The 22317-nt window shown below is 73.3% G+C and carries 22 protein-coding genes; 11 read left to right on the top strand and 11 right to left on the bottom strand.

Annotation, left to right across the window (positions count from 1 at the left end; genetic code table 11):
• Window positions 1–38: 38 nt before the first annotated feature.
• Entirely contained in the window at window positions 39–4079 is a 4041-nt protein-coding gene (hrpA, locus tag FXF52_RS05640; RefSeq protein WP_148794181.1) for an ATP-dependent RNA helicase HrpA, read from the bottom strand.
• Window positions 4080–4225: 146 nt separating this feature from the next.
• Between hrpA and FXF52_RS05635 the strand changes: the two genes are divergently transcribed.
• A complete protein-coding gene (locus FXF52_RS05635; protein WP_255471752.1) occupies window positions 4226–4693 on the top strand; it encodes a cytidine deaminase in 468 nt (155 codons plus the stop codon).
• A 6-nt stretch (window positions 4694–4699) separates the two neighbouring features.
• On the opposite strand, the gene FXF52_RS05630 is transcribed toward FXF52_RS05635, so the two are convergent.
• Entirely contained in the window at window positions 4700–5059 is a 360-nt protein-coding gene (locus FXF52_RS05630) for a YciI family protein (RefSeq protein ID WP_148794348.1), read from the bottom strand.
• A 301-nt stretch (window positions 5060–5360) separates the two neighbouring features.
• Here FXF52_RS05630 and FXF52_RS05620 point away from each other — a divergent pair, with 301 nt between their 5' ends.
• The 4 genes from FXF52_RS05620 to FXF52_RS05605 are packed head-to-tail and all read left to right on the top strand — an operon-like array spanning window position 5361 to window position 9282.
• Entirely contained in the window at window positions 5361–6407 is a 1047-nt protein-coding gene (locus tag FXF52_RS05620) for an iron ABC transporter permease (RefSeq protein ID WP_148794179.1), read from the top strand.
• 20 nt (window positions 6408–6427) lie between these two features.
• A complete protein-coding gene (locus FXF52_RS05615) occupies window positions 6428–7468 on the top strand; it encodes an iron chelate uptake ABC transporter family permease subunit (RefSeq protein WP_255471751.1) in 1041 nt (346 codons plus the stop codon).
• Window positions 7465–8304, top strand: a complete 840-nt coding sequence (locus FXF52_RS05610; protein ID WP_148794178.1) for an ABC transporter ATP-binding protein — start codon at window positions 7465–7467, stop codon at window positions 8302–8304. The genes FXF52_RS05615 and FXF52_RS05610 overlap by 4 nt, the downstream gene beginning before the upstream one ends.
• A gap of 33 nt (window positions 8305–8337) precedes the next feature.
• Window positions 8338–9282, top strand: coding sequence for an ABC transporter substrate-binding protein (locus FXF52_RS05605; protein ID WP_148794177.1), 945 nt, complete (start codon window positions 8338–8340; stop codon window positions 9280–9282).
• 123 nt (window positions 9283–9405) lie between these two features.
• On the opposite strand, the gene FXF52_RS05600 is transcribed toward FXF52_RS05605, so the two are convergent.
• Genes FXF52_RS05600 through FXF52_RS41505 form a run of 3 tightly spaced genes read right to left on the bottom strand, consistent with a single transcriptional unit; the run spans window position 9406 to window position 11506 of the window.
• Window positions 9406–10053, bottom strand: coding sequence for a hypothetical protein (locus FXF52_RS05600; protein ID WP_148794176.1), 648 nt, complete (start codon window positions 10051–10053; stop codon window positions 9406–9408).
• Between the two features lie 41 nt (window positions 10054–10094).
• Window positions 10095–11339 carry an MFS transporter gene (locus tag FXF52_RS05595; protein ID WP_148794175.1) on the bottom strand — a complete coding sequence of 415 codons (1245 nt, stop codon included), beginning with the start codon at window positions 11337–11339 and terminating at the stop codon, window positions 10095–10097.
• Window positions 11336–11506: a hypothetical protein gene (locus tag FXF52_RS41505; protein WP_187413339.1), complete on the bottom strand. Its 171-nt coding sequence runs from the start codon at window positions 11504–11506 to the stop codon at window positions 11336–11338. The genes FXF52_RS05595 and FXF52_RS41505 overlap by 4 nt, the downstream gene beginning before the upstream one ends.
• A gap of 57 nt (window positions 11507–11563) precedes the next feature.
• Between FXF52_RS41505 and FXF52_RS05590 the strand changes: the two genes are divergently transcribed.
• The gene (locus tag FXF52_RS05590) at window positions 11564–12553 is read left to right on the top strand and encodes a helix-turn-helix domain-containing protein (RefSeq protein ID WP_148794174.1); all 990 of its coding nucleotides are present in this window, start codon (window positions 11564–11566) and stop codon (window positions 12551–12553) included.
• Between the two features lie 12 nt (window positions 12554–12565).
• Here the strand turns inward: FXF52_RS05590 and FXF52_RS05585 are convergent, their stop codons facing one another.
• Together FXF52_RS05585 and trmB are read right to left on the bottom strand one after the other, a co-directional pair.
• On the bottom strand, window positions 12566–15070 hold the full coding sequence (locus tag FXF52_RS05585) for an RNA helicase (RefSeq protein WP_148794173.1): 2505 nt from the start codon (window positions 15068–15070) through the stop codon (window positions 12566–12568).
• A 103-nt stretch (window positions 15071–15173) separates the two neighbouring features.
• The gene (gene trmB / locus FXF52_RS05580) at window positions 15174–15878 is read right to left on the bottom strand and encodes a tRNA (guanosine(46)-N7)-methyltransferase TrmB (protein WP_148794172.1); all 705 of its coding nucleotides are present in this window, start codon (window positions 15876–15878) and stop codon (window positions 15174–15176) included.
• Between the two features lie 124 nt (window positions 15879–16002).
• On the opposite strand from trmB, the gene FXF52_RS41500 reads away from it, so the two are divergent.
• Complete coding sequence (locus tag FXF52_RS41500; protein WP_187413338.1) at window positions 16003–16611, top strand: hypothetical protein; 609 nt, start codon at window positions 16003–16005, stop codon at window positions 16609–16611.
• A gap of 9 nt (window positions 16612–16620) precedes the next feature.
• A complete protein-coding gene (locus FXF52_RS05575) occupies window positions 16621–17292 on the top strand; it encodes a class F sortase (RefSeq protein WP_148794171.1) in 672 nt (223 codons plus the stop codon).
• 19 nt (window positions 17293–17311) lie between these two features.
• Here the strand turns inward: FXF52_RS05575 and FXF52_RS05570 are convergent, their stop codons facing one another.
• Window positions 17312–17575, bottom strand: a complete 264-nt coding sequence (locus tag FXF52_RS05570; RefSeq protein ID WP_148794170.1) for a YciI family protein — start codon at window positions 17573–17575, stop codon at window positions 17312–17314.
• Between the two features lie 112 nt (window positions 17576–17687).
• Here FXF52_RS05570 and FXF52_RS05565 point away from each other — a divergent pair, with 112 nt between their 5' ends.
• On the top strand, window positions 17688–18356 hold the full coding sequence (locus tag FXF52_RS05565) for a Crp/Fnr family transcriptional regulator (RefSeq protein WP_187413337.1): 669 nt from the start codon (window positions 17688–17690) through the stop codon (window positions 18354–18356).
• 17 nt (window positions 18357–18373) lie between these two features.
• Here the strand turns inward: FXF52_RS05565 and FXF52_RS05560 are convergent, their stop codons facing one another.
• The 3 genes from FXF52_RS05560 to FXF52_RS05550 form a co-directional block, all read right to left on the bottom strand.
• A complete protein-coding gene (locus FXF52_RS05560; protein ID WP_148794168.1) occupies window positions 18374–18694 on the bottom strand; it encodes an antibiotic biosynthesis monooxygenase in 321 nt (106 codons plus the stop codon).
• A gap of 17 nt (window positions 18695–18711) precedes the next feature.
• A complete protein-coding gene (locus FXF52_RS05555) occupies window positions 18712–19509 on the bottom strand; it encodes an exodeoxyribonuclease III (RefSeq protein ID WP_148794167.1) in 798 nt (265 codons plus the stop codon).
• Between the two features lie 253 nt (window positions 19510–19762).
• The gene (locus FXF52_RS05550; protein WP_148794166.1) at window positions 19763–20683 is read right to left on the bottom strand and encodes a proteasome assembly chaperone family protein; all 921 of its coding nucleotides are present in this window, start codon (window positions 20681–20683) and stop codon (window positions 19763–19765) included.
• Between the two features lie 436 nt (window positions 20684–21119).
• Between FXF52_RS05550 and FXF52_RS05545 the strand changes: the two genes are divergently transcribed.
• Window positions 21120–22028 carry a peptidase M23 gene (locus FXF52_RS05545; RefSeq protein WP_148794165.1) on the top strand — a complete coding sequence of 303 codons (909 nt, stop codon included), beginning with the start codon at window positions 21120–21122 and terminating at the stop codon, window positions 22026–22028.
• A gap of 109 nt (window positions 22029–22137) precedes the next feature.
• Window positions 22138–22281, top strand: a complete 144-nt coding sequence (locus tag FXF52_RS41495; RefSeq protein ID WP_187413336.1) for a hypothetical protein — start codon at window positions 22138–22140, stop codon at window positions 22279–22281.
• Window positions 22282–22317 lie beyond the last annotated feature (36 nt).

Below are 22317 nucleotides of genomic sequence, written 5' to 3'. Positions count from 1 at the left end.
TCGAGAGACCGCCCCCGCGCCCGTCCGTCCGGATCGGCTCAACGCCCCTCGGCGTCGTCCATCGCCCGGTAGATGCGCTGCTCCGACACCGGGTACGGGGTGCCGAGCGCCTGGGCGAAGACGTTCACCCGCAACTCCTCGATCATCCAGCGGATCTGCCGGACCGCCGCCGACTGCCGCTTCGCGGGCGGCAGCGCGGCCAGCAGGTCCTGGTACTCCCGCTGCACCACGGCGATGCGGTCCTGCTGCTGCTTGTCCCGCTGCGGGTTGCCGGGCAGCCGGTCCAGCCGGCGCTCGATCGCGGTGAGATAGCGCAGCAGGTCGGGCAGGCGGGCGTACCCGGCCTCGGTGATGAACCCGTTGTGCACCAGGCCGCCGAGCTGGTTGCGGACGTCGGCCAGGGCGGCCACCACGGCCAGGTTCTTCGTCGCGCCGAGCCGCTGCTCCACCGCGTACCCGGCGGCGAGCACCTGACGGACCCGGCCCATCACGTCGACCACGGTGTCGACCAGGTCGGCGCGGACCCGGTCGCGCAGCGCGGCGAACCCGGCGGCGTCCCAGGCCGGCCCGCCCGCGTCCGCCATCAGCTTGTCGATCGCCGCGCCGGTGGCGTCCTCGATGAGCGCCTGCACCCCGCCGTGCGGGTTGCGGCTGAGCGCCAGCTTGGCCTCGTTGCTCAGCCGGCCTTGAAGGAACTTCGCCGGCGACGGCACGGTCAGCCGGAGCAGCCGCCGGGTGCCCGCCCAGTGCGCGGCCTCCTGCTCGGCCGGGGAGTCGAACACCTTCACCCCGACCGTGGCGCCCTCGTCGACCAGGGCCGGGTACGCGGTCACCGCGTACCCGGCGCGGACCTGCTCGATGGTGCGCGGCAGGGTGTCGAGGCTCCACTCGGTGAGCCCGGTCCGGGCCACGTCCGGCGCGGCGGCGGCGACGACCTGGCGTACCTCCTGGCGGAGCTCGCGTTGCAGGGACGGCAGGTCCTTGCCCTCGGCGACCGGCTTGTCGTCCTCGCCGAGCACCCGGAAAGTGACCCGCAGGTGCGGCGGCAGCTTGGCCAGGTCCCAGGCGTCCGACGGCACGGTCACCCCGGTCATCCGGCGCAGCTGCCGGGTGAGCGCGTCGAGCAGCGGCTCCTCGCCGGGGGTGATCGCCGCCAGGGCCGCCCGGGCGTAGTCGGGCACCGGGACGAAGTTGCGCCGGATCGCCTTGGGCAGCGACCGGATCAGCGCGATGACCAGTTCCTCGCGCAGCCCGGGCACCTGCCAGTCGAAGCTCTCCGCCGGCACCTGGTTCAGCAGCGGCAGCGGTATGTCCACGGTCACCCCGTCGGTCGGCGTGCCCGGGTCGAACGTGTAGGTCAGCGGCAGGGTCACCCCGTCGGCCCGCCACTCGTCCGGGTAGTCCGCCTCGTCCACCCCGCCGCGACCCGAGTTGATCAGCAGCTCGCGGGTGAAGGTGAGCAGGTCGGGCTGCTCCCGGCGGGTCTTCTTCCACCAGGAGTCGAAGTGCCGGCCGGAGACCACGTCGGCGGGGATCCGCTCGTCGTAGAACTGGAAGATCGTCTCGTCGTCGACCAGGATGTCCCGGCGCCGGGCCCGGTTCTCCAGCTCCTCCACCTCGGTGAGGAGCCGCTGGTTGTCCTGCCAGAACTGGTGGTGGGTCTGCCAGTCGCCCTCCACCAGGGCGTGCCGGATGAACAGCTCCCGGGACAGCGCCGGGTCGATCCGGCCGAAGTTCACCTTGCGGGAGGTGACGATCGGGACGCCGTACAGGGTGACCTTCTCGTAGGCCATCACCGCGGCCTGCTTCTTTTCCCAGTGCGGCTCGCTGTAGCTGCGCTTGACCAGGTGCTGGGCGAGCGGCTCCACCCACTCGGGCTCGACCCGGCCGGCGACCCGGCCCCACAGCCGCGTGGTCTCCACCAGCTCGGCGGCCATCACCCAGCGCGGCGGCTTCTTGAACAGCGCCGAGCCGGGGAAGATCGCGAACTTCGCCCCGCGCGCGCCCAGGTACTCGTGCTTCTGGGCGTCCTTGAGCCCGATGTGGGACAGCAGGCCGGGCAGCAGCGACTGGTGCACCTTCGGGGTGTCGATCTCCTCCGGCAGGTCCGCACCGGCGCCGCGCCGGCCGCCGTCGGTGTCGGCCGCCGGCCCGCCGCGCCGGCCGCGCCGCCCCTCACCCGGTTCGGGCGTACGCAGCACCTGGCGCAGCTGGCTGACGATGTCCTGCCACTCGCGGACCCGCAGGTAGTTGAGGTACTCCCCCTTGCAGATCCGGCGGAACGCGCTGGACGACAGGGCACGCTGCTGCTCGCGCAGATAGCGCCACAGGTTGAGGAACGCGACGAAGTCCGACTCCTTGTCGGCGAACCGGGCGTGCGCCTGGTCGGCCTGGGCCTGCTTCTCCGCCGGCCGCTCGCGGGGGTCCTGGATGGAGAGCGCCGCGGCGATCACGATCACCTCGGTGGCGCAGCCGTTCCGCTCGCCCTCCAGCACCATCCGGGCCAGCCGCGGGTCGACGGGCAGCTGGGCGAGCCGCCGGCCCAGCGGGGTGAGCCGCTTCGCCGGGTCGGCCTCGGCCGGGTTCAGCGCGCCCAGCTCGTGCAGCAGATTGACGCCGTCGGTGATGTTGCGCCGGTCCGGCGGGTCGATGAACGGGAACGCCCCGACGTCGCCGAGCCCGATCGAGGTCATCTGGAGGATGACCGAGGCGAGGTTGGTCCGCAGGATCTCCGGGTCGGTGAACTCGGGCCGGGACTCGAAGTCCTGCTCGTCGTAGAGGCGGATGCAGATGCCGTCCGAGGTACGCCCGCAGCGCCCCTTGCGCTGGTTGGCCGACGCCTGCGAGATCGGCTCGATCGGCAGCCGCTGCACCTTGAGCCGGCTGGAGTAGCGGGAGATCCGCGCGGTGCCCGGGTCCACCACGTACTTGATGCCGGGGACGGTCAGCGAGGTCTCCGCGACGTTGGTCGCGAGCACCACTCGGCGCCCGGTGTGCGGGGCGAAGACCCGGTGCTGCTCGGCGGTGGAGAGCCGGGCGTACAGCGGGAGGATCTCGGTGCCCAGCAGGGACCGTTTCTTCTGCACCAGCTTGCCCAGCGCCTCCGCGGTGTCCCGGATCTCCCGTTCACCGCTGAGGAACACCAGGATGTCGCCGGGTCCCTCGGCGGCCAGCTCCTCGACCGCGTCGCCGATGGCCTGGATCTGGTCCCGGACGTTCTCCTCGTCCCCGTCGTCCTCCTCCTCGGCCTCGATCACCTCGACCAGCGGCCGGTACCGCACCTCGACCGGGTAGGTCCGCCCGGACACCTCGACGACCGGCGCGGGGTTGCCGTCGGCGTCGGCGAAGTGCCGGGCGAACCGGTCGGTCTCGATGGTCGCCGAGGTGATGACCACCTTGAGGTCGGGTCGCCGGGGGAGGAGCTGCTTGAGGTAGCCCAGGATGAAGTCGATGTTGAGGCTGCGCTCGTGCGCCTCGTCGATGATCAGCGTGTCGTACTGGCGCAGCATCCGGTCGGTCTGCAGCTCGGCCAGCAGGATGCCGTCGGTCATCAGCTTGACCAGGCTCTGCTCGCTGACCTGGTCGGTGAAGCGCACCTTGTAGCCGACCACATCGCCCAGCTCGGTGCCGAGCTCCTCGGCGATCCGGTCCGCCACCGTACGCGCGGCGAGCCGCCGGGGCTGGGTGTGCCCGATCAGCCCGTTGATCCCGCGGCCCAGCTCCAGGCAGATCTTGGGGAGCTGGGTGGTCTTGCCGGACCCGGTCTCGCCGGCCACGATCACCACCTGGTGGTCCCGGATCGCGGCGGCGATGTCGTCCTTGCGCTCGCTGACCGGCAGCTGCGCCGGGTAGGTGACGGCCGGCACGGCGGCCCGCCGGGCGGCCAGCCGCGCCTCGGCCCGCGCCACGTCGGCGGCGATCTCGGCGAGCGCCGACTCGCGCCGCTGCGGGTCCCGCAGCTTCCGCACCCCGTCCAGCCGCCGCTGGAGCCGGCGCTGGTCACGGAACATCAGGGGGGAGAGACGGCGGTGCAGGTCGCGGGCGGTCTCGGGCGCGGCGGGTACGGCTGGATTCTGCATGTCGTGGCCAAGGATAGGCAGCCGCCGGGAACAGCGCCCCCGGGTTATCGCCGCCGGACCGCGTCCCGCGCGCGCCGTCCCAGGTCGCGCTCGGTCACCGGGCTAAAGTGGCCGCCGATCGAGGTCGACGACGGGACGGGATGATCATGCGCGACACCGACCGGGCACTGGTCCAGGCCGCCACGGCCGTTGCCAAGCTGCGCTGCCGCAGCGACAACCACACGGTCGCCGCCGCCGCGCGGACCACCGACGGCCGGGTCTTCACCGGCGTGAACGTCTACCACTTCACCGGCGGACCGTGCGCCGAGGTGGTGGCGATCGGCGCCGCCGCCACCCAGGGCGCCGGCGACCTGGAGACCATCGTCGCGGTGGGGGACCGGGGCCGGGGGGTCATCCCGCCGTGCGGCCGCTGCCGCCAGGTGCTCCTCGACTACTTCCCGTCGATCAAGGTGATCGTCGGCCCGCCCGACGGCCTGCACGCCGTCCCGGTGGCCGACCTGCTGCCCGAGACGTACGTCTGGTCGGACCACCAGGTCGACGTGCCGGCCGTGCCGCGGACCGGGGTGTGGCCGATGCCGGTGGTGCCGGGCAGCCGCCAGGCCACGGAGGACTGAGCCGGGTCAGTCGCCGGCGGCGGCCTCGAGCATCGAGCGGGGCACCGGCACCTGCTCGAAGCGAACCTGGCCCTCCGGCACCATCCAGCTCATCACCTGGGCAACCAGCCGCCCGGCCCGTACGGCCGGGTCGTTGGCGTAGAGCTCGCGGGCCATCTGCGGGTCCACCGACAGCACCACGAAACCGCGGATCCGCTCGTCGTCGCCGCCGAGGAAGGGGCCGGCCGCGAGGACGGCGCCCTGCTCCACCAGCCCGGCCTGGTGGGCCAGGTGCGCGTCCTGCAACCGGTCGGCCGCGTCCCGAGGCAGCTCGGGCGGGTCGTCGGGACGGACCAGGAGGACGATGGTGTGCTGGTCGAATCGCATGACCCCAGGGTAGGAGTGCAAACCGGTCCAAAAGGGGCTACCCCGAGGTCCGGGCCTGCAGGGCGCGGATCGACCAGTCGAGGACCGGGGCCAGTAGAACCGGATGGTCTTGACCGTCAGCCCGGTCCGTCGGGCCAGGTCGCCGATCGAGTAGCGCGTCTCGCCGTTCATGTCCCGCAGCCTCTCGCCTCCCCCTGGTGGAGGCGCAACCTGCCGTTCTCCAGATCGACGGTCCCGAGTTAGGTCCGCCTAACTTCCTCCGCTAAGGTAAGGCGAACCTAATCCGAGAGGGAACAACCCCGTGACCACCGTCGCCGTCCGGCCCGCCCAGGTCGACGCCCCGACCCGCCGCCGCGCCGGTCGTCGCGTCGCGGTGGCCCTGGCGGCGGCGCTCCTGCTCGCCGTCGCGCTGCTGGCCAGCCTGGCGCTGGGCAGCCGCCAGCTTCCCGTCGACCAGGTGTGGGCCGCGCTCACCGCCCCGGACGGCGGGGAGGCCAGCACGATCGTCCGGGAGCTGCGCCTGCCGCGTACCGCCCTGGGGGTGGTCGTCGGCCTCGCCCTGGCGGTTGCCGGGGTGCTCTTCCAGGCCGTCACCCGCAACCCCCTCGCCGAGCCGCGCATCCTCGGGGTCAGCGCCGGGGCGTCCTTCGGCGTGGTGCTGGCGATCGCCGTCTTCGGCGTGAGCACGCTCACCGGATACGTCTGGTTCGGCATCGCCGGCGCGCTGCTGGCCGGCCTGCTGGTCTTCGCCGTCGCCAACCGCACCCGCGAGGGCAGCAGCCCGGTCACCCTCGCGCTGGTCGGCGCGGCCCTCGACGCCAGTCTCGGTGCCGTCGTGTACGCGCTGCTCAGCATCGACGCGCGCACGTTCGAGGACTACCGCTTCTGGGTCGTCGGCGGGCTCACCGGCCGGGACGTCGGAGTCGCGGGGCAGGTACTCCCGTTCGTCCTCGCCGGGGCGGTGCTGGCCGCCGTGGTCGCCCGGGGCCTCGACGCGCTCGCCCTGGGCGACGACGTCGCCCGCGGCCTGGGCCACCGCATCGCCCTGGTACGCCTCGGTGCCGGCCTCGGCGGTGTGCTGCTCACCGGTGCCGCCGTCGCCGCCGCCGGGCCGATCGCCTTCGTCGGGCTGGCCGTGCCGCACCTGGCCCGAGCCCTGGTCGGCGCCGACCACCGGTGGACCCTGCTGGTCGCCGCGCTGCTCGGGCCGGCGCTGCTGCTCGGCGCCGACATCGTCGGCCGGCTCGTCGACCCGCCGGGCGAGGTGCCGGCCGGCATCGTCACCGCGCTGATCGGCGCCCCGCTGCTGGCCTTCCTGGTCCGCCGCGCCCGGGTGGTGACGGCATGAACGCCGCCGGCGGAGGCATCGTGAGCGCGCCGACCACCGCCCTGCCCGGGCGGTCGCTGCTGCGGGTCGGGCCGCTGGCCGTCCAGGTGCGCCGCCGGCCGGCGCTCGTCGCCGCCACGCTGTTCCTGCTGCTCGTCGGCGCCCTCGTGCTCAGCCTCTCGCTCGGCACCCCGTACGTCGCGCCGGCCGACGTGCTGCGCGCGCTCTCCGGCGCCGGCACCCCGTACGACCTCGTGGTCCTCGACCTGCGACTGCCCCGCGCGGTGCTCGCGGCGCTGGCCGGGGCGGCCTTCGGCGTGGCCGGCACCCTGATCCAGAGCGTGGCCCGCAACCCGCTCGCCAGCCCCGACGTCGTCGGCGTCACCCAGGGCGCCGGGCTGGCCGCGACAGTGGCCCTCACCAGCGGCGCGGCCGCCGTCCTGGTGGCCCCGGCGGCGCTGCTCGGCGGCCTGGTCGCGGCGGTCCTGCTGTTCGCCCTCGGCTCCCGGCACGGGCTGGCCGCGCAGCGCTTCGTCCTCGCCGGGGTGGCGGTGGCGTTCGCGTTCCGCGCGCTCACCGAGGTGGTGATGCTCACCGCCGACCCGATCGACGGGCTGCGCGCCCAGATCTGGCTGATCGGCACCCTGGCCGGCAAGGGCTGGACCGAGACGGTCTGGATCGCCGTGACCCTCGCCCTGCTGCTGCCGGTGCTGGCCTGGGCCGGCTGGGCGCTGCGCAGCACCGCCCTGGACGACGACACCGCCCGGGGCGTCGGAGTGCGGCCGGTGGCCCGGCGGATCGGCCTGGCCGCCACCGGCGTGCTGGCCGCCGCCATGGTCACCGCCCAGGTGGGCGCGGTGGACTTCGTCGCCCTGGTCGCCCCGCAGGTGGCCCGCCGGCTGGTCCGGGCGGAGCGGCCGCCGCTGCTCTGCGCGGCGCTGCTCGGGGCGTTGCTGCTGGTGCTGGCCGACCTCGCCGGCCGTCGCCTCTTCGCCCCCACCCAACTCCCGGCCGGCGTGCTCACCGCCGCGATCGGCGGGCCGTACCTGATGTTCCTGCTGCTCCGAGGGAGGCGGTCGTGACCACGCTCTCCACCCGCGACCTGGTCGTCGGCTACGAGGGCCGGACGGTCCTGGACGGGCTCGATCTCGACCTGCCCGCCGACGCGTTCACCGTGATCGTCGGGCCGAACGCCTGTGGCAAATCCACCCTGCTGCGCACCATGGCCCGGCTGCTCACTCCGCGACGTGGCACCGTCCTGCTCGACGGCGCGGTGATACGCGACCTGCCGACCCGCGAGGTGGCCCGCCGCCTCGGCGTGCTGCCGCAGAGCCCGCTCGTGCCCGAGGGGATCAGCGTGGCGGACCTGGTCGGCCGGGGCCGGCAGCCGTACCAGAGCTGGTGGCGGCAGTGGTCCGCCGAAGACGGCCGGGCGGTCGAGCAGGCCATGGCCCTGGCCGATGTCGCCGGGCTCGCCGACCGCCCGGTGGACACCCTCTCCGGCGGGCAGCGCCAACGGGTCTGGATCGCCATGACCCTCGCCCAGGACACCGACGCGCTGCTGCTGGACGAGCCGACCACCTTCCTGGACCTCGCCCACCAGGTCGAGGTGCTCGATCTGCTGCACCGGCTGCGGACCGAACGCGGCCGCACCGTCGTGGCCGTGCTGCACGACCTCAACCAGGCCGCCCGGTACGCCGACCACCTGATCGCCATGCGAGCCGGCGCGGTGGTCGCCGCCGGTCCGCCGCGCGAGATCCTCACCGCCGACCTGGTCCGGGAGGTCTTCGGGCTCGACTGCGTCGTCGTGCCCTGCCCGGTCACCGGCGCCCCGCTGGTGGTGCCGGGCCTCACCCACACCTCGGCCGTACCGGCCACCACGCCGGCCCCGGCCGGCGCCTCCGTCGGCGACGCCTGAACGCGTCGACCCGTACCTCGAGAAAGGACCCTCATGCGTCGCCTTGCCGCCGCTCTCACCGCGGCCCTCGCCCTCGGCGTCGGCCTCACCGCCTGCGGGGAGAGCGACCCCGCGCCCGGTACGGCCACCGGGGAGACCCGGGAGATCACCCACGCGATGGGCACCACCAAGGTGCCGGCCGAGCCGAAGCGCGTGGTGGTGCTCGACACCGACAAGATCGACACCGCGCTCTCGCTCGGAGTCACGCCCGTCGGCGCGGCGGTCGCCGGCCAGGCGAAGAGCTGGCCCACCTACTTCGGCGCGGACAAGCTCGCCGGCATCAAGGAGGTCGGCGTGCTCACCGAGCCCGACCTGGAGGCGATCACCGCGCTCAAGCCCGACCTGATCCTCGGCAGCAAGTTCCGCCAGGAGAAGTTCTACGACGAGCTGTCCGCCATCGCGCCGACGGTCTTCACCGAGAAGGTGGGCATCACCTGGAAGGAGAACTTCCTCCTCGACGGCAAGGCGCTCGGCAAGGAACAGCAGGCCAAGGACCTCCTCGCCCAGTACGAGGCCCGGGCCAAGGAGTTCGGCGGCAAGCTCGGCGACGCCGCCAACCGCAAGGTCTCCATCGTCCGCTTCATGCCGACCGAGATCCGGCTGTACGGGCCGGACTCGTTCTCCGGCATCGTGGTCGGCGACACCGGCCTGGGCCGCCCCGAGCGGCAGCTGCTCGCCAGCAAGGAGGACAAGCGGATGGACCGGGTGAGCCCGGAGCGGATCGGCGAGGCCGACGGAGACGTCATCTTCGTGACCGCGTACGGCGAGAAGGCCGCCGCCGAGCAGGCCAAGGTCACCGGTGGCACACTCTGGAAGAACCTCCCCGCGGTCAAGGCGGGCAAGGCGCACGTCGTCTCCGACGAGATCTGGATGACCGGCATCGGCGTCGGCGCCGCCAACAAGATCCTCGACGACCTCGAGAAGTACCTCTCCGCCTGAGCCGTCCCACCGTCGCGCCGGCCAGGCACCACGACGCGCCGGTTCCCCGATGTGGCGGTGTCCGGGCAAGCCCGACACCGCCACATCGCCGACGTGACGCTAAACGAAGGCGCCGGGGAAGGGTCAGGCGGCCGTGGACCAGATGGCGCGGAAGGCGGCGGCCTCGCCGGCGAGCCACTGCTCGACCTGCTCGGGTTTGACGTCGGCGGGCATGCGGTGGGCCTCGCCGCGCCGGACGTCAACCAGCACCGGCTCGGCGTGCGGCAGGACCGCGTCCATGTGGCGGGCCATCAGGTGCAGCGTCGCCAGGGCGGACTCCTCGCTCGGCGGGGCCTCATCGAAGTGCAGGCGGATCGCCTCGGCGCGCCCGTCGGCGTAGCGGACGCCGAAGTGCGGGTTGATCTTGACGGGAAGGTCGCCCAGCATTGCCAGGGCGTCCCGGGTCTGCGCCAGGTCGACGCCCGCCGGCTCGCCGAGGGAGCGCAGCCAGGCCGCCGCGCCCGGGACGAGGGCCTCGTAGAGCGGGCGCCAGCGCGGCTTGACCAGGTCGGCGACCTGGGCCAGGTGAGTGCCACCGGTGTGGAAGGCGACGTCGGCCTTGAGCGCCTTGACGAACTGTCCGTGCGGGTTGAAGCCGGACTTGCTCGCCCGCTGCCGGCGCAGGCCCCCGACGAAGGTGGCCTTGGTGGGCCCGGTGCGATCGACGTACCGGGTGAAGCCGAGGAGGGTGGCGTAGGGAGTCAGAGGGGCGGTGGAGGTGGGCGCGGTCACGAGCATCCTCCCAGGTCAACGGCTCGATTAGTACATACATTCTAATCGACGGGTCTGACATCGCCCAGGGATCGGACGGGCCGGAGGTCAGGTTTCTCGACGGCCACTACGGCCGGCCCCTGCCGGGTGGCGGTGGCCATCGCCAGGTGCCGGGTTAGCGCGACCCCGGCGAGCAACGCCAGCAGGCCGCACACGCCCAGCCAGCCGAGGTGGGCGTAGGCCCGGACCCCGAGCCAGGAACCCGCGCTGCCGCCGAGGTAGGCGCAGGTCATGTAGGCGGTGTTGACTCTGCTCCGGGCCTCGGGGCGCAGGGTGTAGTTGCGGACTTGGTTGGCGACCATGCCGGATTGCATCGCGACATCGAGCAGCAACGTGCCGAGCACCAGGGCCGCCAGGCCCCTCGCCCCACCCAGGCTGGCGAACGCGAGAACGGCCGCCGAGATGCCGACGCCGACCAGGCAGGCCAGGTTGACCACATCGCTGCCCCGACGGTCCACCTGGCGTCCGGCGACCGGGGTGCAGAGCATGGTCGCCGCGTTGACCAGGGCGAGCATCCCGACCGCCGGTGCGCCCAGGCCGTACGCCGGGCTGGTCAGCAACAGTGCCAGGCCGGTCCAGACCGCGGAGAACCCGGCGAAGACGGTCGCCTGGTAGAGGCAGGAGCGGCGCAGTTCGGGCTCGGTGCGCAGCAGGCGTAGCGGCTCGCCCAGCAGCGCCGGGTACCGGTGCCCGGACGACGGTCGCGTCGCCGGCAGCACGCGGGCCATGACCACCGCGATGAGCAGAACGGACGCCGCGGCCGTCAGGTACGGCGCCCGCCAGCCCCACCAGTCGCCGATCGTTCCGGCGGCAGTACGGGACAGCAGCATGCCACCGATCGAGCCGCTCAGCAGCGTGCCGCTGACCACGCCACGCTGGTCGTCGGCCACCAGACCGGCCGCCATCGGGCCGATGATCGGGGCGACCACGGTGGCGATCCCGACGAGGGCGTTCGCGCCGACGAGAAGCGGCAGCGTGGGTGCCACCGTCGCGGCGAGCAGTCCCAGCCCGCTGAGGCCGAGCAGGATGGTGATCAGCGGGCGGTGGGGGAACCGGTCGCCGAGCGGCACCAGCAGGAACACCCCGGCGGCGTAGCCGAACTGCACTGCGGTCACCACCAGGGTGGCCGAGTCCGGGCTGACCCGCAGGCCGGAGGCGACCAGTGGGGCGACGGTCTGTGGGAAGTAGATGTTTCCGACGGCCACCCCGCAGGCGAGGGCGAGGAGCAGCAGCAGCCGGCGGCTCACCGCAGCCTCGCCAGCACCTCGACCCCGGCCGCCAGGGACGTTCCGCCGTGGGCGGGGCCGGGCCGGCCGGCGAGAGCCCGGTGACCCCGATCGATCGCGGCGGCCGTGCGGCCGTCCCCAGCCGTACGCCGAGCGGCCGGGATCGACAAGTTGATCTCGTGTGTCATGCCTGCCAGTCCACGGCAGGGGTGGGCCGCCGCCCAAAGGATGTAGCGTATGGCTTAATGATCAGCTTTGCGCTCGGCGTCGAGGACCTCGCCGACACCCGGTTCGCGATCTCGCCGCTCCACGAGACCGTGCTCAGTCTCCGGGTGCTGCGCGAGCCGGGACTGCACGCGCTGCACCTGCCGTGGCGCCGGTCGGTGCTCGGCAGCCTCGACGGGCTCGACACCGGCCTGCTGATGTCTCTGGTCGGACCGGACCGCGCCGTTCCGGATTTCCTCACCCCCCGACCGGCGAGCTTCGCCGCGGCCTTCGACGACGAACTGGCCGGGGTACGCCGGACGCCGCCGGATGTCGTGCGCCGCGACCTGCTGGCCGTGTACACCCGGGGCCGGCTGCCGGACGTACTGCAGGAGGCCACCGGCGGCGGCGATGCGGGCGTCCGCCGGCTCCGGGAGGCCGTCTGCGACCTCCTGGCGCGCTACTGGGAGATCGCCATCAGGCCGGCCTGGCCGCAGCTGCGACTCGGGTTGGAAGCCGACATGACCTACCGCGCCCGGCAGTTGGCCGTGGGCGGCGCCCGCCTGCTCTTTGCCGACATGCACCCGAACCTGCGTTGGCACGACGGCGTGCTGCACATCGACAAGATGATCGGCCGGCACCGCGTCGCCGCCTCCGGCCGGGGCCTGCTGCTGGTGCCATCCGTGTTCGCCCACAAGCCCGCCCCGCCGGTCAGCCGGGACGAACCGCCGGTGCTGGCGTACCCGTGTCGCGGCGTGGCGACGCTGTGGGCGCCGACGCCGACCACGGACGCCGGCGCCCTCACCTCGCTTCTCGGCGCGCCCAGAGCGCGCCTGCTCGGCCTCCTCGACGAGCCCCTGGCGACGGTGGAGATCGCCCGCCGGCTCACCGTGACGCCCAGCGCCGTGTCGCAGCACCTGCGGGTGCTCCACGCGACCGGACTGATCACCCGCACCCGGGACGGCCGGCACGTGCTGTACCGGCGCAGCCCCCTCGGCGATCAACTGGCCGGCCAGTCCCCCGATCGGTGACCCAACGAGGCCCTACAGTTGCCCGACGGCGGTGATCCGCACGACCGCGGCCCCCGCCTCGTCGGAGGCGGCCAGGTCGACCTCGGCGCTGATCCCCCAGTCGTGGTCGCCCTCCGGGTCGTCCAGGATCTGGCGTACGGTCCACCGCTCCCGGCCCTGCTCGATCATGAGCAGCGCCGGCCCGCGGGCGTCCGGCCCGACCCCGATCTCGTCGTACGACTCGAAGTACGGCTCCAACGCGTCCGCCCACGCGTCCGCGTGCCACCCGTGCTCGGCGTCCAGCTCCCCGAGGAGATCCCAGCGGCGCAGGGCGGCCAGCTCGACCCGGCGGAACAGCGCGTTGCGGACCAGCACCCGGAACGCCCGGGCGTTGCGGGTGACCGCCGGCGGCCGGTCGTCCAGCGACGCGGCGACCGCCTCGACGTCGGACGGGTTGCGCAGCCGCTCCCACTCGTCGATCAGGCTGGAGTCGACCTGGCGGACCAGCTCGCCGAGCCACTCGATGAGGTCGACCAGCTCCTCGGTCTTGGCGTCCTCGGGGACGGTCTGTCGCAGCGTCTTGTACGCGTCGGCGAGGTAGCGCAGCACGAGGCCCTCGGACCGGGACAGCCCGTAGAACTGCACGTACTCGGGGAACGTCATGGCCCGCTCGTACATGTCGCGGACCACTGACTTGGGGGAGAGCTGGTGGTCGGCGACCCAGGGGTGCCCCTGCCGGTACATCTCGTACGCCGACTCCAGCAGCTCGGCCAGCGGCTTGGGCCAGGTCACCTCGTCGAGCAGTTCCAGCCGGGCCTCGTACTCGATGCCCTCGGCCTTCATCGCGGCGACCGCCTCGCCGCGGGCCTTGAACTGCTGGGCGGAGAGCACCTGGCGGGGGTCGTCGAGGATCGACTCGATCACCGACAGCACGTCGAGCGCGTACGACGGGGACTCCCGGTCCAGCAGCTCGATGGCCGCCAGGGCGAGCGGCGACAGCGGCTGGTTGAGCGCGAAGTCGAGCTGGAGGTCGACGGTGAGACGGACCCGCCGGCCCTGCTCGTCCGGCTCCGGCAGCTCCTCGACCACGCCGCCGGCCCGCAGCGCGCGGTAGATGGCGATCGCCCGGCGGATGTGCCGCCGCTGGGCGGTCCGGTCCTCGTGGTTGTCGGTGAGTAGGTGCCGCATCGAGGCGAACGCGTCCCCGGGCCGGCCGATGACGTTCAGCAGCATCGAGTGGCTGACCTGGAAGCTGGAGATCAGCGGCTCCGGCTCGGCCTCCACCAGGCGGTCGAAGGTGGGCTTCCCCCAGCCGACCGAGCCCTCCGGCGGCTTCTTCTTGACCACCTTGCGCCGCTTCTTCGGGTCGTCACCGGCCTTGGCCAGGGCCTTCTCGTTCTCGATGACGTGCTCGGGGGCCTGCACCACCACCCGCCCGAGGGTGTCGAAGCCGGCCCGCCCGGCCCGACCGGCGATCTGGTGGAACTCGCGGGCCTTGAGCAGCCGGGTCCGCGTCCCGTCGTACTTCGACAGGCCGGTGAAGAGCACGGTGCGGATCGGCACGTTGATGCCGACGCCGAGGGTGTCGGTGCCGCAGATGACCTTGAGCAGCCCGGCCTGGGCCAGGGTCTCGACGAGGCGGCGGTACTTGGGGAGCATGCCGGCGTGGTGCACGCCGATGCCGTGCCGGACCAGCCGGGACAGCGTCTTGCCGAAGCCGGAGGTGAACCGGAAGTTGCCGATCGCCTGGGCGATCATGTCCTTCTCGGCCCGGGTGCAGACGTTGACGCTCATCAGCGCCTGTGCGCGTTCCAGCGCGGCGGCCTGGGTGAAGTGCACGACGTACACCGGGGCCTGCTTGGTCTCCAGCAGCTCCTCCAGGGTCTCATGCAGCGGGGTCATCGCGTACGAGAAGAGGAGCGGGACCGGCCGCTCGGCCGAGCGGACGACGGCGGTCGGCCGCCCGGTACGCCGGGTGAGGTCGTCGACGAAGCGGGTGGTGTCGCCGAGCGTGGCGGACATTAGGACGAACTGCGCCTGGGGCAGTTCGATCAGCGGCACCTGCCAGGCCCAGCCCCGGTCCGGCTCGGCGTAGAAGTGGAACTCATCCATGATCACCTGGCCGACGTCGGCCCGGGTGCCCTCGCGCAGCGCCAGGTTGGCCAGGATCTCCGCGGTGCAGCAGATGATCGGGGCGTCGGCGTTGACGCTGGCGTCGCCGGTGAGCATGCCGACGTTCTCCGCGCCGAAGATCTCGCAGAGCGCGAAGAACTTCTCCGACACCAGCGCCTTGATCGGCGCGGTGTAGAAGGTGGTCCGGTCGTCGGCCAGGGCGGCGAAGTGCGCGGCGATCGCCACCAGGCTCTTGCCGGAGCCGGTCGGCGTATTCATGATCACGTTCGCGCCGGAGACGATCTCGATGACCGCCTCCTCCTGGTGGGGGTAGAGGTCGAGGCCGCGCTCGGACGCCCAGCCGGCGAACGCGTCGTAGAGGGTGTCGGGGTCGGCGCTCTTCGGCAGCGCGGCGGTGAGGGTCATAGCCGCTCCATGGTGCCTGGATCATGGCCCGCCGCGCCAACCGGGCCGCCCTGGCTGTTCAGAAAGGCCCCTTTTGCCATGCCGTCAAAGAAGGGGCCCTCGGTCACCTCCGGCGGTGGACCAGGTCGAAGATCGGGCGGCCGGCGGTCAGCGCGCGGCGCTCGAACTTGGTCACCGGCCGGTGTGCCGGGCGGGGGGCGTAGTCGCCGTGCACGTCCACCAGCTCCGGGTCGGCGGTCAACGTCTCGCGCATCGACTCGGCGTACTCGGCCCAGTCCGTGGCGCAGTGCAGCGTGCCGCCGGGGGTCAGTCGGGACCGCAGCAGCGCCACGTGCGCCGGCTGGATGATCCGTCGCTTGTGGTGGCGGGCCTTCGGCCAGGGGTCGGGGAAGAAGACGTGCACCGCGTCCAGCGAGCCCGCCGGCATCGCCCGGACCAGGTCCAGCGCGTCGCCCCGGGCCACCCGGACGTTGGTCAGCCCGTGCCGCTCCACCAGTTCGAGCAGGTTGGCAATTCCGGGCGTATGCACCTCAACCGCCAGATAGTGTCGGTCCGGGTCGGCGGCCGCCATCGCGGCGGTGGCGTCGCCCATGCCGGAGCCGATCTCCAGCACCAGCGGCGCCCGCCGCCCGAACAGCGCCGTCGGATCGAACGGCCCGTCCAGGTCGGCGATCTCCAGGCCGTACGCGGACCAGAGCCGCGCCAGCGCGTCGCGCTGCCGGTCGCTCATCCGGCCGCGGCGCGGATGGAAGGTGCGGATCCGGGCGACGTGGGCCGGCGGAGTGGGGTTCTGGTCGACAGAGGTCACAGCGACCCGAGCGTACGCGACCGTTGCCGCGGATCGGATGTGATGTGCGACCGGGGGTGAGAGGATTCATCCACGGCAGGACGGGTGGCCCGCCACCCGACACCGTCGGAGCCCAGGAGGGGTCATGGTGTCAGTCACGCGACGCGGGGCGATGCTGATCGTGGCCGCTGCGTGCGCCGCCCCGCTGCTCGGCGCGGTCCCCGCGCTGGCCGCCCCGCCACCCGGCGCGCTCGCCGCCGGACCGGCCCCCGGTCCAGCGGAGCAGAGCCAGCAGCAACAGCAGCCCGTCGACCTGGTCTTCGTCGAGGTCACCCCGAGCACCGTGCAGCCCGGATTCCTGGTCGGCATCCGGGCGAGCTGCCGGGACAACTCGGTGCCGGCGATCGTCGTCTCCGACGCCTTCGGCCGGGTCCAGGTGCAGCCGCAGCGCGGGCTGCTCACCGCCTCGCCGATGGTCCGCGAGCGCACCCGCCCAGGCAACTACCGGGTCAAGCTGGAGTGCCCCAGCGGGCAGACCGCGTCGACGATGCTCCAGGTGGTCAAGGGCCCGCCGCCCAGCCGCACCGCCGCGCCGCCGAGCCGCGGGCCGGCGACCGGCTTCGGTGGCACGGCCGGGATCGGGTTGGGCGGCCTGCTGGTGCCCGCCGGGCTGGCATTGACCGTGGCCGGCACGGTGATCGGCGTGGCCGCCGCGCGCCGGCCCCGTACCGTCCGTGGCGTCGCCCGCCACTGAGGCTCGCCCATGATCGCGCCCCCCGCCTCCCCACCGCCCGCCCGGACGGCGCCCGCCCGCAGACGCAGCCCGTGGTCGACGCCCCTCGCGGTGGTGCTGGTGCTGGTCGGGGTCTTCGCCACCGGGGCCGGGCTGGGCCGCACCGCCGGGCCGTTCGACCTCCTGGACGCGGCCGCCGGGCCGACGCAGCGCGCCGCCGAACCGGCGCAGGCGGCGACCGCCAGCCGACCGGTGAGCCTCGCCGTGCCGGCGATCAAGGTGACCGCGCCGATCACCCCGGTCGGGCAGGCGAAGGACGGCTCGATCGCCGTACCGCCGCTGAGCCAGCACAACCAGACCGGCTGGTACGACCGCGGCTCCGTCCCGGGCGAGCCGGGCCGGGCGATCATCGTCGGGCACGTCGACACCAAGAGCGGACCGGCGGTCTTCTACCACCTGCGCGACCTCAAGCCGGGGGACCGGATCCAGGTGACCCGGGCGGACCACAGCATGGTGACCTTCACGGTGGACACCGTCGAGCACTTCGACAAGGCCAACCTCCCCGCCGACCGGGTGTACGGCGACGACGGCCCGGCCGAGCTGCGCCTGATCACCTGCGGCGGCGAGTGGGTCGGCGGGCGGACCGGCTACGAGGACAACGTCATCGCCTTCGCCTCGCTGGCCGACACCCGGAAACCCTGACCGCCTCAGCCCTGCCCGGTCAGCCGGCTCCGACCACCGGCCGCCACGGGCGGAGCGACACGACGGTCACGCCGGGGGTGGTGTAGTAGGGATCGGCTGCCATGATCTCCCGCACGGCCGCCACGTCGACCCGGAAGACGAGCATCGCCCCGGAGTCGTCCTGCCACGGGCCGGCCGCCGCCAGGCGTCCCTCCGCGTGCAGTCGGGCGAGCCGTTCGCGGTGGGCCGGACGGGCGGCGAGCCGACGCTCGTCGTCGGTGAAGGCGAGTTCCAGTACGACCATGCCGCCCACGCTAGGCACGTCCCCCGCCGCCCGCTGTATCCCGGGATACGCGCGGGGCGACCGGTCGTCCGGGCCCCCGCCGGCTCGGCCCGTGCCGCGTGATACTTGCCGGATGGACGACCAGGAACTCGCCGCGGTGCCGCTGTTCGCGCTGCTCGACGGGGCCTGCCGCGAGCGGATCGCCCGGCGTCATCCGGTCCAGCGGGTGCCCGCGGGCCAGGCCGTCGCCCGGTTCGGGGAGCCGGCCCGCAGTCTGATCGTGCTGCAGCACGGCACCCTGTCCGCCGGCTACCACACCGTCGACGGGGCCCTGGTGCGGTTCGGCGCGGTCACCGGCCCCTGCCTGGTCGACAAGGCCGCCGTGCTGGACGCCGGGACGCACACCGCGACCTGGACCACCGTGGACGCCTGCCGGATCCGGCTGGTGCCCGGCGAAGCGCTGCACGAACTCCTGCACGACCTGCCCGCCGTGCGGGACCACGTGCTGCGACAGATCTCCGCGCAGGTCAACCGGGACCGGCGGGCCCGAATCCGGGTCGCCGCGGTCCGGCCGGTCGCCCGGGTCGCGGACTGGCTCGCCGAAGCCATGACCGGCCCAACCCGTCGGATCGTGCTGCCCGGCGGCCAGCAGGGGCTGGGCGAGGAACTGGGCCTGTCCCGGGTCACCGTCAACCGGGCCCTGCGGGCGCTCGCCGCGGCCGGTGCCGTGCGTACCGAGCCCGGTGCCGTCGTGGTGCTCGACGCCCGCCGGCTCGCCACGGCCGGGGCAGGGGCGCGATAGCTCCGCCCGCGCCCGGCTCAGCCCTTACCGGGAACCTGCTGGACCACCTCGAACTCCAGCAGCGTGGCCCCGGTGGCGACCGGCTTGCGCGGCTCGCCGCCCTCGCCACCGGCGTGCGCGGCCCGGGACGGCCCCTGCGTCCACGCCTGGTAGGCCTCCTCGGACTCCCAGCGGGTGTAGACGAAGTAGCGGCTCTCCCCGGCGACCGGGCGGAGCAGCTCGAAGCCGAGGAAGCCGGGGGAGTTCTCCACCGCGCCGGCCCGGGCCGCGAACCGCTTCTCCAGCTCCGCACCCGCGCCGGGCGGGACGTCGATCGCGTTGATCTTCACCACTGCCATGGTCCCACCCTACGGGTTCAGAACGTCTCGACGGCCGGCACCAAGTCCGCGTCCACCACGATCGGCGCGTGGTCGGAGGGGCCCTTGCCCTTGCGCGCCTCCCGGTCCACGTACGCGGAGCGGACCGCGCGGGCGAACGGCGCGGAGGCGTACACCAGGTCGATCCGCATGCCCTTGTTCTGGTGGAACATGCCGGCCCGGTAGTCCCAGTAGGTGAACGGGTGCGGACCCTTCATCGGGGTGGGCACCACGTCGCTCAGCCCGAGGTCGCGCAGCGCTGCCAGGGCTGCCCGCTCGGCCGGGGTGACGTGGGTGGAGGTGACGAAGAGCGCCGGGTCCCAGACGTCGGCGTCGGTCGGGGCGACGTTGAAGTCCCCGCAGACCGCCAGCGGCAGCGCGGCAGCCAGTTCCGGCTCCAACGCGTCCCGCAACGCCGCGAGCCAGGCCAGCTTGTACGCGTAGTGCGGGTCGTCGGGGGACCGACCGTTGGGCACGTACACCGACCAGACCCGCAGCCCGTCGCAGGTGGCCGAGAGGGCGCGGGCCTCCGGCAGGGGGAACCCCGGTTCGCCGGGGAAGCCGACCGCCACGTCGGCCAGCCCGACCCGGGACAGGATGGCCACTCCGTTCCACCGGCCGTCGCTGTGGCTGGCCGCCTCGTAGCCCAGCTCGCCCACCTCGGCGACCGGGAACGCCCCGTCGGGGCACTTGGTCTCCTGCAGGCAGACGACGTCGGGCTTGGTGGTGGCCAGCCAGTCCAGCAGCCGGGGGAGCCGGGCCTTCACCGAGTTGACGTTCCAGGTCGCCAGGCGCATGGGTCCAGCCTGCCGCATCACCCGCCGCCGCGCCGAGTCAGCGTGGCGGGGTGTCGCGCTGCTCGTGCGTCGGGTCCGCTCGGCTGCGGGTCAACGCTCGGGTGCCTCGCCGGCTCGTGCGTCGGGTCCGCCCGGCCGGGGGGTCAGCGCTCGGGGGTGTCCCGCTGGCTCGTGGGTCGGGTCTGCTCGGCTGGGGAGTCAGCGCTCGGGGGTGTCCCGCTGGCTCGTGGGTCGGGTCTGCTCGGCTGGGAAGTCAGCGCTCGGGGGTGTCCCCCGGGCGGGTCTGCTCGGCGAGGAAACGCTCCAGCTCGGCACCGAGTTCGTCGGCGGTGGGCAGCGGGCCGGTCTCGGCGGCCAGCAGGTTCTTCTGGCCGCGGCCCCGAGCGAACGTGTCGTACTGCTCCTCCAGGGCCTGGACCAGGGTCGCCGCCTCCTCGGTCTGGGCGACCTGGCGGTCGATCTCCACCCGGACCACCTCGGCGGCGGCGCGCAGGCCGTCCCGGGGCAGCAGCAGCCCGGTGCTGCGGGACACCGCGGCGAGCAGCGCCTCGGCGGCGGCCGGGTACTCCGTCTGGGCGACGTAGTGCGGCACGTGCGCGGCGAAGCCGAGGGCGTCGCGGCCCTGCTCGCCGAGGCGGTATTCCAGCAGGTGGCCGACGCTGCCGGGCACCTGGACCCGCTGGAGCCACGGCTCGTGGCCGGCGATCAGCTCCCGCCGGGTGGCGTGCGCGGTGACCCCGCTGGGCCGGGTGTGCGGCACCGCCATCGGGATGGAGTTGAGCCCGACGGTGAGCCGGACGTCCAGCCGGGTGGACAGGCCGGCGACCGCGGCCACGAAACGCTCCCACTGCAGGTCCGGCTCCGGGCCGGTGAGCAGCAGGAACGGGGTCTCGTCGTCGTCGCGCAGCAGGTGCAGCTCCAGCGCCGGGGCCTCGTAGTCGGCCCAGTGGTCCTCGGCGAAGGTCATCACCGGCCGGCGGGAGCGGTAGTCGAAGAGCTGGTCGACGTCGAAACGGGCGACCGGCTGTGCGTCGAGGGAGGTGAGGAGCTGCTCGCGGGCCAGCCGGGTGGCGCTGCCGGCGTCGACGAAGCCGGTGAGCGCCTGGATCAGCACGGGCTGACCGAGCTCGGGCAGATCGTCGCTGAGTTCGTAGAGCTCGTGTGGGTCGAGCACCGGTTCGGACCTCCCTGGAGACGCGCGTACGGGTGGCCGTGCGGAAAACAACCATCCCGTTCGGCAAAACGTACCGGCTGGCGTGGTCCATTCCGTTACGGGTCGGCTGCACCCGGAAACAATGATCACGATTCGGCGACGGCGGGGAGCAGACCGGGGCGAATCCGCTGATCTTGCCCGACTGGCCGGAGAACAGCCGAATGGGGGATCAGCCGAACGGATGAGTTAGTCGATCGTGGGCTGCCCTGGGGATGTTGGCGAGGTTCCTGCCCGGGAGTGCTCGCCTCATGGCCGTCCAGAGGTTCGCGCGTTTGGGGAAGGTCAACACCAATTGATGGAGATCGCGACAACCTGCCCGGTTTGAGCGGGGCAAATTGTGACGAGGGCCACCAGATCACCCTGGGTGATCAGCCGTCCTTCTGCCTAGCCTCGTCGAATGCGTGACGACGGCACCTTCGACGACCATCAGGGCCTCGGCGGTTCGGCTGACCGTTCGGACGATACCCACTCCACCGTTCGGTCAACCGGTTCCGTGGAGCCGGCCACCCCCCGACGCCTCTCCCTCGGCTTCCTACGTACCCGTTTCGGCGAGGCCGCTAACCCCCTCGCCCCCCGGCCCGGCCGGACCAGGCTGGCGGTGGCCACCGGCGCGGTCTGCTGCCTCGGCCTGCTCGGCGTGAGCCAGGTCGGCGCCGACGCGGTCGACGGCTCGGCCACCCCCACGCCGGCCCAGGAGGTCGCCCAGCGCGCGGCCGCCGACGCCGCCTCCCGCGGCCTGGACCGCCAGACCCCCACCCCCGCGACCCCCACCCCCGCCGCCTCGACCCCCGCCCCGGTCGCCTCGACCGCCGCCCCGGCCACCACGCCGGCGACCACGAAGCCGAAGCCCAAGCCGAAGCCCAAGCGGATCGCCCCGGTGGCCGGACTGGACCAGGACCAGATGGACAACGCCAAGGCCATCGTCCAGGCCGGCCGGGCGATGGGCGTGCCCCGGCGCGGCCTGATCATCGCCGTGGCCACCGCCATGCAGGAGAGCAACCTCTACAACTACGCCAGCGGCGTGCTGCCCGAGTCGCAGAACTACCCGCACCAGGCCATCGGCTGGGACCATGACTCGGTCGGGCTGTTCCAGCAGCGCCCCAGCAGCGGCTGGGGCTCGGTGCGCGACCTGATGCAGCCCGCGTACGCCACGAGGCAGTTCCTCACCGCCCTGGTGCAGATCCCCGGCTGGCAGGACATGGCGCTCACCGATGCCGCCCAGGCCGTGCAGGTCTCCGCGTTCCCCTGGGCGTACGCCCAGCACGAGTGGCGCGCCACCGAGGTGGTCGACGCGATCCTGGCCTGACCGGGGCGGTTGTCGGCCACTGTGGACGGTTGCCGGAGCGGTGGCCCGGGTACCGGTGGATTGCCGGTCCCGGGTACACATGAGGTGGGACCGCGGACAGGAGGACGCCATGTCACCACTGCAACGGATCGTCGCCTTCCTGCGGTCGCCCCGCGGTCAGCAACTGGTCGCGCGCGGCCGGCGCGAGCTGGCCAAGCCGGAGAACCAGCGCCGGCTCAGGCAGCTGGCCGCCCGGCTGTCCCGCCGTCGCTGACCCGTACGCCCCTCCGCTCGACCATCGGGAGCCCCT

This window comes from Micromonospora sp. MP36, from assembly GCF_008119785.1.
Lineage (GTDB): Bacteria > Actinomycetota > Actinomycetes > Mycobacteriales > Micromonosporaceae > Micromonospora.
Note: the sequence above shows the minus strand (reverse complement) of the source record. Positions and strands in the feature narration are given on the sequence as shown.

What these genes read in the sequence shown, in the direction of transcription:
- hrpA (WP_148794181.1), bottom strand. Translation starts at nt 4,079, where the DNA reads ATGCAGAATCCAGCCGTACCCGCCGCGCCCGAGACCGCCCGCGACCTG.
- FXF52_RS05635 (WP_255471752.1), top strand. Translation starts at nt 4,226, where the DNA reads ATGCGCGACACCGACCGGGCACTGGTCCAGGCCGCCACGGCCGTTGCC.
- FXF52_RS05630 (WP_148794348.1), bottom strand. Translation starts at nt 5,059, where the DNA reads ATGCGATTCGACCAGCACACCATCGTCCTCCTGGTCCGTCCCGACGAC.
- FXF52_RS05605 (WP_148794177.1), top strand. Translation starts at nt 8,338, where the DNA reads ATGCGTCGCCTTGCCGCCGCTCTCACCGCGGCCCTCGCCCTCGGCGTC.
- FXF52_RS41505 (WP_187413339.1), bottom strand. Translation starts at nt 11,506, where the DNA reads ATGACACACGAGATCAACTTGTCGATCCCGGCCGCTCGGCGTACGGCT.
- FXF52_RS05590 (WP_148794174.1), top strand. Translation starts at nt 11,564, where the DNA reads ATGATCAGCTTTGCGCTCGGCGTCGAGGACCTCGCCGACACCCGGTTC.
- FXF52_RS05585 (WP_148794173.1), bottom strand. Translation starts at nt 15,070, where the DNA reads ATGACCCTCACCGCCGCGCTGCCGAAGAGCGCCGACCCCGACACCCTC.
- FXF52_RS41500 (WP_187413338.1), top strand. Translation starts at nt 16,003, where the DNA reads ATGGTGTCAGTCACGCGACGCGGGGCGATGCTGATCGTGGCCGCTGCG.
- FXF52_RS05575 (WP_148794171.1), top strand. Translation starts at nt 16,621, where the DNA reads ATGATCGCGCCCCCCGCCTCCCCACCGCCCGCCCGGACGGCGCCCGCC.
- FXF52_RS05570 (WP_148794170.1), bottom strand. Translation starts at nt 17,575, where the DNA reads ATGGTCGTACTGGAACTCGCCTTCACCGACGACGAGCGTCGGCTCGCC.
- FXF52_RS05565 (WP_187413337.1), top strand. Translation starts at nt 17,688, where the DNA reads ATGGACGACCAGGAACTCGCCGCGGTGCCGCTGTTCGCGCTGCTCGAC.
- FXF52_RS05560 (WP_148794168.1), bottom strand. Translation starts at nt 18,694, where the DNA reads ATGGCAGTGGTGAAGATCAACGCGATCGACGTCCCGCCCGGCGCGGGT.
- FXF52_RS05555 (WP_148794167.1), bottom strand. Translation starts at nt 19,509, where the DNA reads ATGCGCCTGGCGACCTGGAACGTCAACTCGGTGAAGGCCCGGCTCCCC.
- FXF52_RS05545 (WP_148794165.1), top strand. Translation starts at nt 21,120, where the DNA reads ATGCGTGACGACGGCACCTTCGACGACCATCAGGGCCTCGGCGGTTCG.
- FXF52_RS41495 (WP_187413336.1), top strand. Translation starts at nt 22,138, where the DNA reads ATGTCACCACTGCAACGGATCGTCGCCTTCCTGCGGTCGCCCCGCGGT.